Genomic DNA, 17,160 nt, shown 5'->3' with positions numbered 1-17,160 from the left:
CCAATAAAGTATTAAATTTTTCCTTTCTAAGTACACATTCATTTCTATGATGGAAAGTAACATTAAACTTAAGGTGATAGAAAAATGATGACTAGAAATCAAATTCATGAACGCGACTAATTAGAAATCCTTACGATTGAACAATTTGTTCCTCAAGACCATTTAGTTCGCAAATTGGACGCTGCAATTGATTTCTACTTCGTTTATCCATTGGTCGGAGGTCTTTATTCCTCATTAGGCCGTCCAAGTATTGACCCGGTCGTTCTCATTAAGATGACCCCGAAGGCGCCATTATGTGAAGGATGAGCGAACCAAACAATTCGCGTACTGACAAAAAGGGATTTATCTTAGGAGTCATCGTTACACCTAGTAATGTTCATGACAGCCATATCCTTAAGCCGTTAGTGGAAAAGATTATTGAAAAAGTACGAAAGCATACTGCTGTCGCTGCAGATGCAGCCTGTAAAACACTACCTAATAGAATATGAGATCACGCTGCCCTTCCTTACACATCCTAAAACAAAGAAAGAATATATACGTAAAATGAATATACATATGATGAATATTATGACTGCTATATCTGTCCGCAAGGACAGGTATTATCCTATTCGACAACTATGAAAGAGGGATATTGCCAAAACAAATCAAATCCTTCTCAATGCGTAAGCTGTCCATTGCTCTTACAGTGTACGTAGAGTCAAAACCATCAAAAACTAATTCAGCGTCATATTAGGGAAGGCTATGTAGAAGAGGCAGATCATCTCCGTCACCAAAAGGATGTGAAAGAAATCTATGCTTGACGCAAAGAAACGATTGATAGAGTCTTTGCCGATGCGAAAGTAAAGCATGGTATGCGTTGGACAACGTAAAGAGGCATTAAAGAATTGTCCAAGCAGGCGATGTTAACTTTCCTGCAATGAATCTTAAAAAGCTTCCTAGATGGACATGGAAATGTCCAGAAATGGCATAAAGGGGGCTTCTCAAGGTGATATGCTCCCCTTAAGGTAGACAGATTAAAAAATAAAAATCTGACTACCGAATGGGGAGTATTTTTATGTCCAAAAGAGCGTTTCCTCCAGAAATAAAATTAGAAGTCATAAAAATGTGGGAAGCAGGTACTTCTACCTTATCTAGATTGTTAAAAAGTATAAGGTGAGTGAGGTTACAATAAGAAAATGGAAATACCAATTTGATACATATGGTTCTGAAGGTCTTAAGGAATCTTCAACTTGGAAAAAGTGCACCAAAGAATTAGAACTTTCAGCCATCAATGATTATCTTTCTAGTAAATACTCTTGAGGTTGTCAAAAAGTATGAAATATCATGCCGTTTTGTCCTCCAAAAGTGACGTGGTAGGAATAAAGAGGAAGATCAGCTCACACCTGATGAAAAAATTCAACGTGAGATGAAGAGGTTAGCACGAGAAAATGAACGTTTATGTGCTGAGAATTTATTTTTAAAAAAGTTAGAGGAGATCGAAAGGAGGCGAAGGTAAGCCGAATCCGATTCGAGGATAGGTATGTCGCTATTCAGGAGCTTCATGTGGAGGGAGACCTAAGCATTCTCTTACTGTGTAAAATCGCTGGTATCTCAAGAGCGGCTTACTATAAGTGGTTAAATCGAACCCCTACTTCCAAGACGTTCTTAATGAAGCCGTTATCGAAGCGATGATAGACCTCCTTGAAAAACGGATGGCATCTTTCGGTTATCATCAGATGACACTCCAAATGAATCGAAAGTTTAAGGAGCCACTCAATCACAAGAGGATTTTTATCGCTTAATGAAAGTTGTTAGTTTACATTCTGTTATTAGAGTGAAGAAAAAACAATATCAGCGTTCTAACCTTCAACACGTCGCCGAAAATGTGTTGAGTTGGGAATTTACAGCTGATAACCCAAATGAAAAGTGGGTCACTGAATTTAAATATGGTTTATCAGAGAAAGCTTATTTAAGCGCGATTCGAGATCTTTATGATGGTTCCATTGTCAGTTATATTTTTGGACATTCTAATAACAATAAATTTGTATTTGATACGCTTGACCAAGCCACTAACTTTTTACATGGATGAACATCCACTTATCCATAGTGACCGTGGGTTCCAGTACACCTCAAATGGATTTAGACGAAGAATAGATAAAGCAGAGATGACCCAAAGTATGTCACGGGTAGGCAGATGTATTGATAATGGGCCCATGGAATCTTTTTGGGAAACGATAAAATCAGAGAAGTATTATTTACATAAATTTGAGACGTTTGAAGAACTTTCTCAAGCCGTAAATGACTACATCTATTTCTATAACCACGAAAGATATCAAAAACGACTAAACGGCCATAGTCCCATGGAATACAGAGCTAAAGCCGCTTAGATTAGTTTTTATTATTTCCACTGTCTACTTGACAGGGGGCAGTTCAAAAATCAATCATGAGTTATGTTATAAATAGAAATCTACTGTCGTAACTCTGCCCCTTTTCCAAAAAAGTTTCTCCGCTAGGGAAGAATTTTTTAAAAAAATTCCTAGGTTACTGTGGTTTTCCACGATTTTCTTGAGGCGGACTCATTGGTGGTTGAGTAGGATAAAAGGAACAATAATTTGGAAATTCAAGTGCATTTATATCTTGGCAATCAACTACTAGGCTACTACCATAATAATCAAAGTAAGCGCAACATGATTTTTTGTCAAAGCTAATGAATCTGAGACAGTACCAATAATTAGCAGGTGTAAATACATTTACGAATGTCTGTGGGGATAGGCGCTTTAATTGGTTACAAGCACACCCTTTGCATGCGCGATCATTTTTGCCCTTTTTGTCTTTCCATTTGGCACAGGAATTACATTCGGCTTCTTCCATGATATCATCATCAAAACACATATATTTATCACTCCATTTATAAAATATAAAGCTGGCCAGTCTTTGTTAATAATGTATGAAAAAAATCACAGATTGCTTGGACAAAGAGTCTAGTGAAAACGATGATAATTACATCTTATAAGAGGATGTTCGAAAACTATGATCAAAGACCTGCGTCCTGTTGGCCAACGTAAAAAATGACATATCTGGATAAATGGTCTCCGATTAAGTACCGACACATCATGTGTCGAGCGTCGACTACAGCACGCGCAAGTTCGTTGGGGTGTTTCTTCGCTCTTTAGAAAAAATATTGCTTTTCTTTCGTGCGGTGCGGATTCAGGGAAGCTTTCCCTTGTTCTCATGTATCATGGGATGTACAGGCCTACTAATGTTAGCATTGTTGGCAGACCATTATCGTAGGCGTCGCTGGGTCCTTTTTTACCATTTTCTTGAACATGCATTATTTTAAAAGGTTGGGACATAACTAGCTTCAAATAATGAGAAAGATGATTTTTAGTACGCTCAAATTCACCTTTCTCTATTTTTGCATCTAAATCATGGTGGTTGGCAGTGAATTTTCTTAAATTCACTGCCGTTAATGCAAAGCCCATTTCGTTTTCAACCTTCGATTTCCCCTCGAACGGAAAATCGAGTAAAACGCAAATTCGCCTTCAAAATCCAAAAACTGGTTCTACGTCTATTTTTCGTTGACGATAAATAGAGCCTGTTTTTTTATCTGAAAGCTTTGTTCTGACATATTTTTTTTGTTGTTTCCATTTCTTGTTCACAATTAGCTTTCGATGGTTTTCTTCTTTCACTTTCGTGCACGATGAACGAAATGGGCATCCTGAACAGTTTTCGCATTCATATACCTTAAATTCACACGTGAAGCCAGTTTTATCTGTGCAGACTGAGGGATATTTGAATAGGGGACGTTGCAGATTTGGACATGTATACACATCATTTTCCTCATCATACTGCCAGTTTGCTGAATTAAACTTGTTCTGTTGGTATTTCTTCTTTTGTTCCTTTATATACATCCCGTACGTAATTAAAGCTTCTCGTTTACGATTCGAAAGGATGTCATCAACTTTATTTATCAGAAGTGGTCCTAATTTTTATTCAAAAAATAATCAAAGCTGATGAAATTTTACTCGTCGTAAAATTTCACCAGCTTTTTCATCTCAGAAGGGGTTTTGTCCCAGCCTCTTCATATACTCCCTTCAAAGATTACTGTGGATTTCCACGATTTTGTTGAGCAGGACCGTTTGGAGGTGGATTACCAACGCCATAACAATAATTTGGAAATTCAAGTGCATTTATATCTTGGCAATCAACTACTAGGGTAGTACCATTATTGTCAAAGTAAGCGCAACATGTTTTTTGATCAAAACTAATGAATCTAACACAGTAAAAGCTATAAGCAGGTGTATATACATTTACGAATGTCTGCGGAGATAAATGCTTCAATTGTTTACAAACACACCCTTCGCATTTATCGTGTTTGTCTTGGCCATGGCATTCCTTTGATTTATGGTGGTCATCCTTGCAATGGCATTCCTTTGATTTATGGTGGTCATCCTTACAATGACATTCCCTTGATTTATGGTGGCTATTTTTGCATGAACAGTGATCACATTCATGTCGATTTTTATCCTTGCACTTCCGCTCGCATCCACACCCATATCCCCATTGGTCCTCATTAGAGGAAACAGCTTGGCATTCACATTCTAAACGAACTGGTCTCCGTCTTCTTGGATTTCTTCTACGAGTTTCTGGCCCTTGGAAATATTCATCTTCAAAATACACGGACACATCCGCTCCTTTTCTTAAAGTAAAGCCGGCCAGCTTTCCATATAATATATTAAATAGCATGGCAATTGGATTGGACATACTATCTGGGGCAAACTCACATTTTTTAAAAAGATATGATATAAAATTGGCTAGAGTTGGGTCCAGATCTAGCGCCTAGCAACAGGAGGCCACATTACCAGAGACAATTAAAGTCAAAACCAGATTTTCTTTGCCGCAAATCATTTGCTTGTCGAAGGCTCGCAGGAGGCGTGGGAGGATGACGCTGAGACAGGATGTCGCGCCTTTAACCGCATCCATATCCAAGGAGCTTATGCTTTACTTAGATAAATCTAGATTTTCAAATAGGTATGATATAATAATTTAGTAATGTGTATAGGATAGGCCTTAAGAAAATCTTTAAGAGAGAAGGGTCCCAATGATTGACAATGGACTTACGATGCTGCAAGTAACCTTCACAGCTGCAGCGTGGATTGCTTTATTAAAAATTATCGCGATTGATATTATCCTTTCTGGCGACAATGCGATTGTGATTGCGATGGCAACGAGAAAACTGTCTAAAGAGCAACAGAATAAAGCTATTTATGGGGGAATTGTTGGCGCTGTGGTGCTACGTATTCTCTTTGCGATAATCATTGTCCAATTACTGGAAATCCCATTTGTGCATATCATCGCTGGGACATTACTTCTATGGATTGCCTATAAAGTGTTAGTGGGGGATGACCAGAAAAATAACCAGATCTCTACGCAAACGAGTTTACTGAAAGCAATTGGCACGATCATACTAGCTGATGCTGTGATGAGTTTAGATAATGTTGTGGCTATTGCAGGGGCTGCAGATGGACAAACTTTTATCCTTGTCTTAGGAGTGGCCATTAGTATTCCAGTAATGATATTCTATTCTAAGCTGATTGTAAAAATAATGGACAAGTACACATGGATCAGTTATATCGGGTCCGCTATTCTCGCATGGGTCGCAGGTGAAATGCTGATGAAGGATCAACTAATAGGGATGGAAGAGTCCTTTGAATATATAGTCCTTGTTTTTTTAATCGTCCTTGTATTAGTATTGGGTTTTTATAAAAATAAAAGAAAGGATAGCAAATCTGTAACAAAATTGCGTGAACATTAAATGCTTGATAAAAGTGAATGTAAGATTATTACCGCTTTGGCAACTTTTGTTAAGTAGGTGATAATCTTTTTTATAGGAAGCAGAGTTGCGGCTTCTAAATAAAAAGAAGAAACCTTTCCAAGCCCCATGGTAAAGCTTTAATTAACCACTGATAGCGATTAAAAGAAGCGTTTGAATTTTTACAATCAATAAAAAAGTGTCCCTACTGCAAAAGTGCAGCTACAGTTACAACAGGGAAGGGCCAGTATGGTTTGCATAGTGTCTTTAAATTATGAGTTGGAAGGCACAAAATTTACAGACTACTCCACGAAGAAAGAAAGATCAAATGCTATCCGGTTCTTGAAAATATTCATCTTCGAATTACACATACACACACTCGCTTCTTAAGTCATATGAAAGCTGGCCAGCTTTCAATCATAATAGATTAAAAAGTATGTTATTTGGATTGGACATTCAGACTGGTGTAAACTCACATTTTTCTAAAAAGTTTAGTGAGTATTTATCATCCTGCTGTGGATTTAAAATAAAGTCGCAACGTATATAAAAAAGTTACGAAGCTTCCATTAGAGTTAATAACATAAGATAATAAAACCTGATAAAAATTCTTATTTTATGTCTCTAGCAACATCCAAGTATATAAAAGAGTTCTAATTATTTATCGAAGGCAGTACATTTCTAGGAGTATAGAGAGTAGCTGTTAGGGAGCGATTTTGAGCTCTAATAACTTCATACTGTGTACCAACAATCGATAATTCAAGCTCATATTTTTGAGGTCCAGGAGGTGGAGTATCAACCCACGAAAGCGCTAAAAAAAGATCAGGACTTGTGAAACTTCTATCAAGCTCACGGGAAAACGCTATCACATCATCATTCCTTTTTAATAATAATGCTATATTGTAAACACTGTCTTCACCAGGTGGAGTTGTTGAGTTTTCCAAATTCAATTGTACAAATGCATCTAACTTAATAATCTCCCTAGCAGCAAAGAATTCGGGGATAGAGAGGATTGTAAAATCACCTCCACCATCTTCTAAATTAAAAGTTTCAAGCTCCTCCGATGTTGCAAAGGCAAACTTACCAATTGGATAGCTGCAATGATTGGAATTGCAAGGTAAACAATAATTGTAACCGTTCATTCTTACACCTTCTTTCTTAATCAGTCTATTCTGAAGGAAATTCATATGTATGAGCTTTTACAACAGGGGAGTAGCATATATTTGAAAACCATGACATAAAATGAAGCTTCAATCAGTGGGGGTTTTCTTACATCCTCCACTGATTAATAAGGATCAAAGGCTAAGTTGGCACCATCCTGTTGCACCATCTTTGTGACCCACTTCCTGCAGGCCTGAACCAATCGGGCTTTTACGGACAGTTTATCCCCCACCTATGCTTCTCCGTCTTCTCTTAAGCCATTGAAGTGGGGGGATAACTGCCCGTTAATGCGGGATAAATCACTCCAAAAACCACAATTTTAGTATAAATACTCTCACAATTTGAAACGGGAGAGTAGTTGTTAAAGGATAAAAGTTTGAAGGCATGGAGGTAAACAACATACATTACAATTATCTAATATCATTCGTAGATGTCTAATAAATTCAGCTCCCAGACTCTTGTAAAACCCAATCGCCAATGCTCATCACTTTCTTTTCTACTTCACTTTTTTTGATTTTTTGACTGTTTATCAACTTCCTTTATAATCCCTCAAGTAACCGAATATTCTGCTGGATATCTTTGTCGTTGGGCTTGTAAGTAAGCGTCATTTTGTTATGCTGCAGGGATTGTTTGTAGTCCCCTAATTTGAAATAACAAAGACCGAGTTGTTTATGAGGAAGCCATGTCCGAAATGGTTTATTTGAGATGGCCCAGGGATTGTTTAGTGGTACATCTAGGATTAATTTATACCAGAATGCAGCTTGAGCATACCGATCTTTTGCGTAAACTGTTCCGCCAAACGACAACAAAATTCCGGACGAGGCACATCATATTCAAACGTTTTAACGTCATCTCCCTTTCTTTGTCTCGCTTGGCAACATGGTCGTAACAAGTTGCCAATTGATTATACACAAACATAACCGTGGTTTTACTTCAATTTCTTTCCATGCCAAAACCTGATGGTAAAACTTGATCGCTTTCTCAAACTTGTGATGCATTTGTAACTCTCGTGCATAATGAAAGACATCACTAAGGAGCATTTTTTGCTTTATGGATCATTTTTTCATAGATTTTAAGGTTTCGCTCTGATAGCGTATCTTGTCCATCTATCTTATGTGTCACGACGATATCGCTATCCATGTACCTTTGTTTTTAAATCCTTGTGACGTACCCATACCACCTGAATGGTTTGCCACGTTTCACCAATCGGAACCGTCGGACACTTGATATAACGTTATGATTCTCATCGAACAAAGTATGATAGATCATCAAAACCGCATCAACGGATGGATCAAGGGATTGTTTTAATTCAAGAATTTTTTGGCGATCCTCTGCTAAAAGAATATCATCTGCATCTAGCCACATGATATAGTCCATGGTGGCTTGGTCAAAGGAGTAGTTACGAGTTGGGGAGAAATCATCTATCCATTTGTAGTCAAAAACATGAGGAGTCCATTCCTGTGCGATTTCTTTTGTCCGATCCTTCGAACTGTATCTACAATAATGATCTTATCCGGAATGTCCTGAATCGATTCTAAACATCTTTCAAGAATGGTAGGGGAATAAATAGCCTTGAATAGATCTGGATGCTGAATGTTTAAATAAACAACTTTGATAAAAGAGTCCTTTTCAGGGCCCTTTTTATATTTAGAAGGTAAGTGATAATGCATAAAATAAACAATAAGAGGAGACGGAAAATTGGTTAAAAGAGGGATTGATGTATCTGCACACCAAGGAAAGATTGATTGGGACAAAGTAAAGGAGGATGGAATTGAATTTGCGATGCTCCGGATGGGATTTGGCAATGACTTACGAAGTCAAGATGATCGATATTTTGAGCGCAATGTGAAGGAATGTGAGCGTATCGGCCTTCCGTGGGGAGCCTATCTTTATAGCTATGCGATGGATATAAATGAAGCAAAGAGTGAAGTTGCTCATGCTTTGCGGTTATTGAAAGGGAAAAATCCAACATATCCAATCGCTTTTGACATGGAAGACGCGGATAATTATAAACGCAAACGGGGCATGCCTTCGAATGAGACACTGATCGATCTTTGTTATACATGGCTAAAAGCTATTGAGGATGCAGGGTATTACGTATCACTGTACGCCAGTTTAAGCTGGTTAAATGGTTCCCTCAAAAGTGGAAAATTAGATCGGTTTGATAAGTGGGTGGCACAGTGGGCGTCGAGATGCACGTATAAAGGTTCATATCAGATGTGGCAATACAGTAATATAGGACAAGTTGTCGGTATTTCGGGCCATGTCGATATGAATGAAGCTTATTTTGATTTCTTGCCAAAAAAGGATCCACACGCTACTAAAAAGCCGGTGAGTAAATCCGAAGATACTACACACACTTACACTGTACAAGCAGGGGATACCCTAAGTAAGATTGCACACAAATACGGAACTACAATAAAAAAACTTGCTGAACTCAACGGGATTAAAAATCCCAATCTGATTCAAGTTAGTCAAACGATTCAATTACCCGGATCTCCCTCTGCAAAATCAAAAGTCATCTATTATACTGTGAAACCAGGAGATACTGTGTCTAAACTAGCCATTCAATATGGCAGCAACCAAAATCAAATAAAATCCTGGAATAACCTCAAGGATATAGATAAAATTTATATTGGCCAAAAGTTAAGAGTGAGGTAACAATAAAAGCCCGGCTAGCACTGGGCTTTTTATGAGCAATCATATAATAGCAAAGTTGTTTGCACTGCTAAACTCTGGATACTTTGCTTTTTATAGGGCACAAAATAGGTCAAATCTCTTAAAATGATAAAGTCTATTTAGCTAAATTTGGCATGCTTCAACTTAGGAGCTTTGAGAAGGCTGTAACCTGAATAGCATCCTTTAGTCGCTAACCATTATGTTAAATCCACCTGCTTTAGTAGAGGTAGTTAAAGTATAAACGAATTAGGTTAGAAGCACACTTTCCAAAAGATAGGCATTATCCCGTACGTTTTAGAACAATTTTGAATTAATTATAGTAGAGGATAGATAATCGAACTAAACGAAAGGAAGGTAAAGAATACCGGAATAATCCAACGAAATATTAGGGCTACTTATAAATTTTGGGCAACACTTTAGTAACTTTATGGAATGGAGGAATAAACATGCATCGGGCATTACTGTATTTCGCAGCGATGGTGTCAGGGTTAGCTTTGTTTCTCGTAGCTGACTCAGGTGGATTTTCCTTTTTAGGAGGTCCGATAGTAAATATATTAGAGTATATAGGCGCTATAGCATTACTCGTATTTGGCTTTATCTTGATTTTCCTTGGGATAAAAGCACTCTTTGGGGGCAGTAAATAGTGATCGTAAACCTATTTTCTGCATATTATTTCCAAAGAATATAGTTAAAGTTCAGAATTATTTTGGCGCTTAGCACGGTTATGATGAAGCCTTCTCTTAGGTTGTATAAACCTTTAGGAGGCTTCATTTTTTATAGAGAAAGAGTTGATAAGAGGGTATTTTAGGAAAGAAATTAAAAAGATAAATTCCTCAACAGCAATTAGCTGGGTGGAAAGGCAAACATAAGTCAACGGTAGATCGAATACATGCTGGATAACATTCCCGGGGTTAGACACACTTTTCCAAAAATATTTGATGAGAATAAGCTGTTTATCATTATTGGACTCATAATTTCTTATTCTACTCTTCAGATCAATTTTATGACCATTTATTATCCCCATTGGATCAAAATGTATACTTTATATATACACCATTTTCATAAACTTTTGTCTTGTTACCCAGTTGACCTTCAAGTCCGTTTTGTTTTGTTTTTCAAGAAAAGGGTAAAAAAATAAATATGACAATACTAAGCAAATGAAGGAGGAAAAAATAATGAGTATTCTATGGACGCTTATTGTTGGTGGTGTCATCGGGTGGTTAGCCGGATTAATCGTTGGACGTAATGTACCAGGTGGGATAATTGGTAATATCGTAGCAGGTATTGTTGGTTCGTGGTTAGGTACACTACTTCTTGGTTCATGGGGACCTATTATAGCTGACTTTGCCATTATCCCTGCTATTATAGGAGCCATTGTCGTTGTCCTTATTCTAAGTGCAATCCTGCATGGGACAACGAAAAACAGAGCATAATGTTATTTAAAATCCTGTGAGTCCATTAAAATTGACCCTATAGAGTAGGCTAAAAAGTCTACCTATAGGGTACTTTTTATAAACTGAGATAAAAATCGGTTTACAATGAAAAAGCAATTAACAAAAATATGATGATAATCAAGGATGAGAAACATTATTTATTAATTCTCCCTTGTATAGAAAATGTAAATATGTAAAATGAAAATTTTGATTAGCTGAGGCATGATTTGTCTCTTCGGGTTCATTCCCAAAATGCAAACCAACTTACATCTCTTCATTGATTAACAAGTGAATCATGACATTATAGGTTACTAGAGGGTATTCAGTTTTTATTTGGATGACTTATGTCAGAGTGTCATTACCAATGAATAGGCATCTTAATCATTTTCTATAATTCCCCAGAACTCCCGATATCAATGGACTTCTACTAGTTTGACTGGGATATAATGGGATTCTTAATTAAAGTTTACAAAAATATTCTTAGAAAAATACGAACAGGCAATTGAGTTTAAAAGCGACCTCCCTATTGCGGATGGTCGTTTTTTCGTTTTAATAGGAGAAAATGCAAGCTTCTCTTATTTAGTACACCGCCCGGGCCAAAGGCGAAGGACAAAACAATATCGGCCTAGTGTGAAGGCTTTGAAAATAGACTAATTATCAAAAGCTAAAGCTGATAATAAAAAACTTTTCCGCCAAACATTTTTATTTAAATAATCTTCCTTATAGTCCGCAATTTGTTTTCGAAGATATGGTCCCATGAGAAACGCAGGAATTTAATCAATTTTTTTGCAAAAAGGTGTCCAATTATGATCAAACACTATATATGCATATTGAGGACAACAGGAAGTTGCGACTTTAGCCTTCTAGGTTGTTGTTACATAAATTTATAGTTAGATGGAAAGGAAGAGTGATGATGGCGAAATTTCGCATGATTAATATTGGATTTTGGGATGATCCGAAAGTGGTGGAGGAGATGACACCGGAAGATAAATATTTATTTCTATATTTATTGACAAATGCTAATACAACGCAAATCGGTATCTACTCCATTACAAAGAAGCAGATGGCATTTGATACAGGCTATTCTATGGAGGCAGTGAATAATATTTTTGAACGTTTGATTCAGCGGCATAAATTGATGAAGTATAATCCGAAAACAAGGGAGCTGGCGATCAGAAATTGGGGAAAATACAACTTTAACCGCGGTGGTAAGCCTGTGGAAGACTGTGTAATGAGTGAATTGAGTAAGGTTAAGGATCGAAGTCTAATCACCTTTGTTGGAGAGCATGTGAAACAAGACCGAATTCGCGAATTGTACGAGTCGTACGCCGATACGGGCACGTTGCGGGGACAAGAAAAAGAAGAAGAAGAAGAACAAGATAAAGAACAAGAACAAGAACTAGAATGGAAAAGGATAGATCATGGTGGTGGTGAAAATGTGGTTGATTTTTATCAACAGAACTTTGGCATGTTAAGTCCTTATATGGCTGAGGAACTGATAGATGCGATCGAGAATTTCGGAGAGAGACTTGTGATTAAGGCCATGAAAATTTCCTTAGCTAGTGGTAATCGAAGTTGGCGTTATACATACGGGATTTTAAAGAAATGGCGTTATCACAATGTGAAAACAATCGAGGATGTGATCGCTCTAGACAGAGAGTATGAGCAACAAAGGGAATATTCAGGCAAACAGGCGTGGAAGCCGGATTATCCAACGCCTTATCAACATAATCCTTCGGAAGGGGAAGAAGTGGATGACTGCTGAAAAAGCTTTACTTGGCTGCATGATGAAAGAAAATTACTTAATCGGGGACACGATGATCAAAGCTGAACATTTTGCCGATCCACGCCACCAAGCCTTATACAAACAAATGCAGATGAGACATCAACAAGGCAAGCTAGTTGACCTTGTCACACTTTCAACCACGGTTGATATGGAACCATGTGGCGGCATCTCCTATCTCCATGACTTACAATCCTGCACGAATGTGAAGAAATTCGAAGAATATGAATGGTTGGTCTTGGAAAAATGGAAGGAAAGAGAGAAAAGCAATATTTTAACCATTGCCAAAGAGGAGGACTGGGAGATCCAAAAAGTGATCCATGCATTAGACCAAATCAATGAAACGAAAATCGATGATTATTTGCCAATTAGTACTGGGTTAGTAGATCTTTACGAAGCTCCTTGGCAAGAGGAAAAACAAATCAAAGGAATGTTGACGGGAATAAAGCGCTTGGACCAAATGACCAATGGCTTTCAAGCGGGAGAGCTTACGGTCGTGGCAGCAAGGCCTTCGATGGGAAAAACGGATGTCATGCTTCATTTTGCCAAACAAGCAGGCTGGCATGAGGGGTTACCGATTATTTTTTCACTAGAAATGCCTAATAAGAGCTTGATTCAAAGACTGATCGCTTCTACAGGCACGATTAATCGCTTGAAATTGCGGAATCCGCATCAGTATCTCTCCCAAGCTCAAAAACAGCAATGGCCGGAGTTAATTGGACATGTGTCGGAAACGAATATCCAGATTTTTGATGGGGCAGGACAAACGGTCGCTGAAATGCGTGCGAAGATAAGAAAATTGATCCATGAAAATCCAAACAAACAACCATTGGTGTTGATTGACTATTTAACATTGATTCGACCGGAACATCATTATGGCGGAAATGCCCATATGCAGGTAACAGAAATTACGAAGCGGTTAAAGGGAATGGCGAAGGAAATGAATTGTCCAGTGCTATTGTTGGCCCAATTAAATCGGGCTGTGGAACAGAGGCAAAATAAACGGCCGATGATGTCGGATATTCGTGAATCCGGGAGTGTCGAGCAAGATGCCGATGTGATCATTTTTCTCTATAGAGATCGTTATTATGACCGGGATTCAGAAGAGAAACATTTGGAACTGATTATTTCAAAAAATCGTAATGGTCCTGTTGGTACTGTGATGGCCAACTATAATGAATTTACGGGGGGAATTCGCGATGTCCACGATTAAAGCTTTATATGAAGATGCGATTAAGTATGAGGAATCTCTTCTTGCTCATTCTATCTTTTGCTTACTTCAAGAGAGGAAGATTAGCCTAGAACAGGATGATGTAGTTTTATCTCAAGTCCAGCCGGATTCAGAGACGTTAGCGAGATTAATGAAAATAAATTATCTGGGTTTCAATCAAATTAAAATTTTTTCTCTTAAACTAGCTAGACAGAAGTGGGCCTTTATTTTTGCACAGACTGCCGAAGAAGCGCAACAATTTCTACGTTTGCAGACTGGCTGTAAACCTTTGAACTGCTTGGAACTTTCGCCAGATGAGGTGATTTTCACTGGCGATCGCTTTCTTAACTTTCGGGAACTGAAAAAAGAGCAAACGCAATTTCCTTGTTTAGTTGGGGGTGTATCCTGGACTAGGTAAGGTGGATGATTTCAAAGAACTGGCTATAAGGTTGAAGGGACGCGAAGGACAAAACTAACAATTATTGCAATCGATATAATTAGATTAAAGGCATGTTCCAAGGGGGAACGAATCATGACTGAGCACTTTGCATTGTCATTATAAAACAGCTTATTGTGACAGATTTAAGCAATGTGAAGTCAACGAAAAAGTTCGTGTGAGACTGCTTTTCTGCGAAGCATAAAATTCTGTCAGCTTTGGTTGGGGAGGTGGGAGGTTTGGGCAAAGGCAAGTCATAATTTGTTCCCTATTGAATTTGTAAGGATATTCATATACATAGGAGCTATTGCAGTGGCATTTAATGGTCGTTTTCAGTAAAAGGATGCCATATACTCTACAAATAATTTTTAGTTGAGTTACTATGTAGTTTTAAAAACATTATGTAATCTAGAACCTAAAATCTTTGAAGTAGTATAAACCTTGTTATACATAGCTTTTTTAGGATTCTTCACTGCACCATATCCCCGTGGCATCTTTAGTCCTGCACGATGGATCACTTGTCTTTTAATGCTAACAGCCGGCCACAACCTAATGTGGGAATCCAGTCGCATGATGTTGCCGGAACACGTGGAATGTATTTTAGATTGGCGGAAAAGCCTTGATGAAGAAAAGAAACCTATTATTGATGAGCAACAATGGGAAGAATTCGGCCAAACTATCCAGGAAGCCATAGCAAACAACCAAAGAGTAAAATTTACAATTTGGAAAGATGGCTTCTTTGAAGACGTTAAAGGCTGGGTCCACAATATTGATCCGCAGCTTTAAAGAGTCCGCATAGATCTAGATTAGATTGATGTTGATTATGTTAAATTTGACGTAACTTCAAATATAGAGCTGGCAGAATAAAAATAATCCCGACAAGGATTTGAGGTGGGCCCGGTGAGTAATAAAATAATCAAATCTGTATCATTTAATATAAAGACGTGTTGATATAAGAGCATCTTAAAAAATGCATAGAAAAAGACCTGTTTAGAACAGGCCTTCTCAAAAATCCTCTATTAGTGACGAGCTTGTCACTTGTTTTTCACTCACCTTCACTCTGGCAAGCTTAAAAACTTATGGAGCATAGCGGGTTCGAACCGCTGACCTTCACACTGCCAGTGTGACACTCTCCCAGCTGAGCTAATGCCCCAATTGGTAACTCCAATACTTATTATAGTAAGTTTTACAAAAAAATCAAGTCCTAACTTACAATTTCAATTGCATAAACATCTTTCATCTTAGCGATTGTATAATAGATATCAGTGACAGGTCGTTTGCCATTTACTCTAGTTTTTAACTCTAACATATGCATGGAGCTATCCTTAATGTCTTTAATACGTATATGTGTGACTGAAATTTTATCCTCTTGAATTTTTTTAACAATTTTCTCGATACTTTCTTGTTGAGAGACAGTGATCTTTATAATTAAATCTCTTTTTGTTAAACTCTTAGGTCCCAGCTTTGCGAGGGCAAAAGGTATAAGTTCCACACTGATAATAAGAAGAATTACCCCGGCTACAGCTTCGGTATAAAAACCTGCACCTACAGCAATACCGATTCCAGCAGCACCCCACACCATCGCCGCGGTAGTTAATCCGGAAATATGATCATTACCCCTCCTCAGAATTACTCCAGCACCTAGAAAACCGATTCCTGAAACAATTTGAGCAGCTAAACGAAGCGGATCCATACGTATCATTATATCGTCTCTTCCAGGTAGTAGATAAGCTGATTCAATTGATACGATTGTTAATAAACAACTAATGATGGAAATCACGAGACTAGTCTTCAATCCAAGTGGCTTACTTTTAAGCTCCCGTTCTAATCCAATCACTAAACCTAGTAAGGCAGATATTACTAACTTAATCAAAAGTTCCGAATCAATAAGATCCAACAAATAAACCTCTCCTCTATTTTTCTAATGTAAGCATAACGTTTTCAATGTAATTCGATATTATCATATTAATATTAAGAAAAAGCAAGGAATTGAAATGACAAAAAGAATCCCCATCTCCTCTTGAACGAAGAGATAGGGGAAAATCTCGTATATATAGTTTGTTTTAGTTAGATGAAAAGATATGTAAAGCGAGAAAAAACAAACGCCATAATAGAAGAAAAGATAAAAGTACCTCCATAGACTTTCTCTTCCGCATTTGATATTCGTAATGCTTCAATATAAGAATAAGCAAATAAATATACAGCTGTAATAATTGCAGTGTAAAGACCAACATAGGATAGCATCATTTCACCTACTAAAAATGGATTAATAATATATATGTAATTCGCACGATAAATATGAATAAAGATTTAGAGAATCTATTATAATAAGGAAGAATAGTGAAGAAATTCGTAGTTTTAAAGAAAAGCCTATTGATGAATAATAAAAAACTAAAAGTTTTTTTATAAAATAGGTTGCATATCAAAAAAATCCATGGTATAGTATAAAACGTCCTTAAGAGACAAAGAAAAACAAATAAGGACAACATTCGAAAAAAAAGTTTAAAAAAACCTTGACTTCGAAAACGAACGATGTTATGATAAGAAAGTCGCTGCTGAGACGGCGGACAAGAACTTGATCTTTGAAAACTGAACGAAACGAACGTCAATAAATCATGGATAAATGGTCATAGACCATTGCCAGCAATTGAGAAGGAAAACTATCTCAAA

The 17,160-nt window shown here is 37.4% G+C and carries 13 protein-coding genes, 1 tRNA gene and 3 pseudogenes; 10 read left to right on the top strand and 7 right to left on the bottom strand.

Annotated elements, in window-relative coordinates; all coding sequences use genetic code 11:
* Nucleotides 1-126 precede the first annotated feature (126 nt).
* Together J2Z23_RS00085 and J2Z23_RS00080 are read left to right on the top strand one after the other, a co-directional pair.
* Nucleotides 127-970, top strand: a pseudogene (locus J2Z23_RS00085) (transposase).
* An 84-nt stretch (nt 971-1,054) separates the two neighbouring features.
* A pseudogene (locus J2Z23_RS00080) lies at nt 1,055-2,366 on the top strand (IS3 family transposase).
* An 849-nt stretch (nt 2,367-3,215) separates the two neighbouring features.
* On the opposite strand, the pseudogene J2Z23_RS00075 reads toward J2Z23_RS00080, so the two are convergent.
* Nucleotides 3,216-3,938: pseudogene (locus J2Z23_RS00075) on the bottom strand (transposase); the annotation flags it as partial.
* A 378-nt stretch (nt 3,939-4,316) separates the two neighbouring features.
* The gene (locus tag J2Z23_RS00070) at nt 4,317-4,577 is read right to left on the bottom strand and encodes a hypothetical protein (protein WP_209972875.1); all 261 of its coding nucleotides are present in this window, start codon (nt 4,575-4,577) and stop codon (nt 4,317-4,319) included.
* A 503-nt stretch (nt 4,578-5,080) separates the two neighbouring features.
* On the opposite strand from J2Z23_RS00070, the gene J2Z23_RS00065 reads away from it, so the two are divergent.
* Nucleotides 5,081-5,794, top strand: coding sequence for a TerC family protein (locus J2Z23_RS00065; RefSeq protein WP_209972873.1), 714 nt, complete (start codon nt 5,081-5,083; stop codon nt 5,792-5,794).
* 647 nt (nt 5,795-6,441) lie between these two features.
* Here J2Z23_RS00065 and J2Z23_RS00060 read toward each other — a convergent pair.
* Both J2Z23_RS00060 and J2Z23_RS22120 read right to left on the bottom strand, forming a co-directional pair.
* Nucleotides 6,442-6,930: a hypothetical protein gene (locus J2Z23_RS00060; protein ID WP_209972871.1), complete on the bottom strand. Its 489-nt coding sequence runs from the start codon at nt 6,928-6,930 to the stop codon at nt 6,442-6,444.
* 1,171 nt (nt 6,931-8,101) lie between these two features.
* Nucleotides 8,102-8,416 carry a glycosyltransferase gene (locus J2Z23_RS22120; protein WP_338018405.1) on the bottom strand — a complete coding sequence of 105 codons (315 nt, stop codon included), beginning with the start codon at nt 8,414-8,416 and terminating at the stop codon, nt 8,102-8,104.
* Nucleotides 8,417-8,647: 231 nt separating this feature from the next.
* Between J2Z23_RS22120 and J2Z23_RS00050 the strand changes: the two genes are divergently transcribed.
* The 7 genes from J2Z23_RS00050 (at nt 8,648) to J2Z23_RS00020 (ending at nt 15,276) form a co-directional block, all read left to right on the top strand.
* Nucleotides 8,648-9,610 (top strand): glycoside hydrolase family 25 protein, encoded by a 963-nt coding sequence (locus tag J2Z23_RS00050; RefSeq protein WP_209972869.1) that lies wholly within the window; start codon nt 8,648-8,650, stop codon nt 9,608-9,610.
* 464 nt (nt 9,611-10,074) lie between these two features.
* Nucleotides 10,075-10,272, top strand: a complete 198-nt coding sequence (locus J2Z23_RS00045; RefSeq protein WP_209972867.1) for a hypothetical protein — start codon at nt 10,075-10,077, stop codon at nt 10,270-10,272.
* Nucleotides 10,273-10,803: 531 nt separating this feature from the next.
* Nucleotides 10,804-11,061: a GlsB/YeaQ/YmgE family stress response membrane protein gene (locus J2Z23_RS00040; protein ID WP_209972865.1), complete on the top strand. Its 258-nt coding sequence runs from the start codon at nt 10,804-10,806 to the stop codon at nt 11,059-11,061.
* Nucleotides 11,062-11,974: 913 nt separating this feature from the next.
* Nucleotides 11,975-12,826 (top strand): DnaD domain-containing protein, encoded by an 852-nt coding sequence (locus tag J2Z23_RS00035; RefSeq protein ID WP_209972864.1) that lies wholly within the window; start codon nt 11,975-11,977, stop codon nt 12,824-12,826.
* Entirely contained in the window at nt 12,816-14,057 is a 1,242-nt protein-coding gene (locus J2Z23_RS00030; protein ID WP_209972862.1) for a replicative DNA helicase, read from the top strand. Before J2Z23_RS00035 ends, J2Z23_RS00030 begins: the two co-directional genes overlap by 11 nt.
* Nucleotides 14,044-14,472 carry a hypothetical protein gene (locus J2Z23_RS00025; RefSeq protein ID WP_057984314.1) on the top strand — a complete coding sequence of 143 codons (429 nt, stop codon included), beginning with the start codon at nt 14,044-14,046 and terminating at the stop codon, nt 14,470-14,472. Before J2Z23_RS00030 ends, J2Z23_RS00025 begins: the two co-directional genes overlap by 14 nt.
* Before the next feature lie 546 nt (nt 14,473-15,018).
* Nucleotides 15,019-15,276 carry a YolD-like family protein gene (locus J2Z23_RS00020; RefSeq protein WP_128747506.1) on the top strand — a complete coding sequence of 86 codons (258 nt, stop codon included), beginning with the start codon at nt 15,019-15,021 and terminating at the stop codon, nt 15,274-15,276.
* Between the two features lie 294 nt (nt 15,277-15,570).
* Here the strand turns inward: J2Z23_RS00020 and J2Z23_RS00015 are convergent.
* From J2Z23_RS00015 to J2Z23_RS00005, 3 genes are all read right to left on the bottom strand, one after another.
* A tRNA-Ala gene (locus tag J2Z23_RS00015) sits at nt 15,571-15,643 on the bottom strand.
* A gap of 51 nt (nt 15,644-15,694) precedes the next feature.
* Nucleotides 15,695-16,387: an MgtC/SapB family protein gene (locus J2Z23_RS00010; RefSeq protein WP_128747511.1), complete on the bottom strand. Its 693-nt coding sequence runs from the start codon at nt 16,385-16,387 to the stop codon at nt 15,695-15,697.
* A 170-nt stretch (nt 16,388-16,557) separates the two neighbouring features.
* Nucleotides 16,558-16,734, bottom strand: coding sequence for a hypothetical protein (locus J2Z23_RS00005; protein ID WP_165589590.1), 177 nt, complete (start codon nt 16,732-16,734; stop codon nt 16,558-16,560).
* Nucleotides 16,735-17,160: the final 426 nt, after the last annotated feature.

It is taken from the genome of Lederbergia galactosidilytica (genome assembly GCF_017873565.1).
Lineage (GTDB): Bacteria > Bacillota > Bacilli > Bacillales > Bacillaceae_C > Lederbergia > Lederbergia galactosidilytica.
Note: the sequence above shows the minus strand (reverse complement) of the source record. Positions and strands in the feature narration are given on the sequence as shown.

Coding starts and splice junctions, on each gene's coding strand:
- J2Z23_RS00065 (WP_209972873.1), top strand. CDS start 5,081: ATGATTGACAATGGACTTACGATGCTGCAAGTAACCTTCACAGCTGCA.
- J2Z23_RS00060 (WP_209972871.1), bottom strand. CDS start 6,930: ATGAACGGTTACAATTATTGTTTACCTTGCAATTCCAATCATTGCAGC.
- J2Z23_RS00045 (WP_209972867.1), top strand. CDS start 10,075: ATGCATCGGGCATTACTGTATTTCGCAGCGATGGTGTCAGGGTTAGCT.
- J2Z23_RS00040 (WP_209972865.1), top strand. CDS start 10,804: ATGAGTATTCTATGGACGCTTATTGTTGGTGGTGTCATCGGGTGGTTA.
- J2Z23_RS00035 (WP_209972864.1), top strand. CDS start 11,975: ATGGCGAAATTTCGCATGATTAATATTGGATTTTGGGATGATCCGAAA.
- J2Z23_RS00030 (WP_209972862.1), top strand. CDS start 12,816: ATGACTGCTGAAAAAGCTTTACTTGGCTGCATGATGAAAGAAAATTAC.
- J2Z23_RS00025 (WP_057984314.1), top strand. CDS start 14,044: ATGTCCACGATTAAAGCTTTATATGAAGATGCGATTAAGTATGAGGAA.
- J2Z23_RS00020 (WP_128747506.1), top strand. CDS start 15,019: ATGCTAACAGCCGGCCACAACCTAATGTGGGAATCCAGTCGCATGATG.
- J2Z23_RS00005 (WP_165589590.1), bottom strand. CDS start 16,734: ATGCTATCCTATGTTGGTCTTTACACTGCAATTATTACAGCTGTATAT.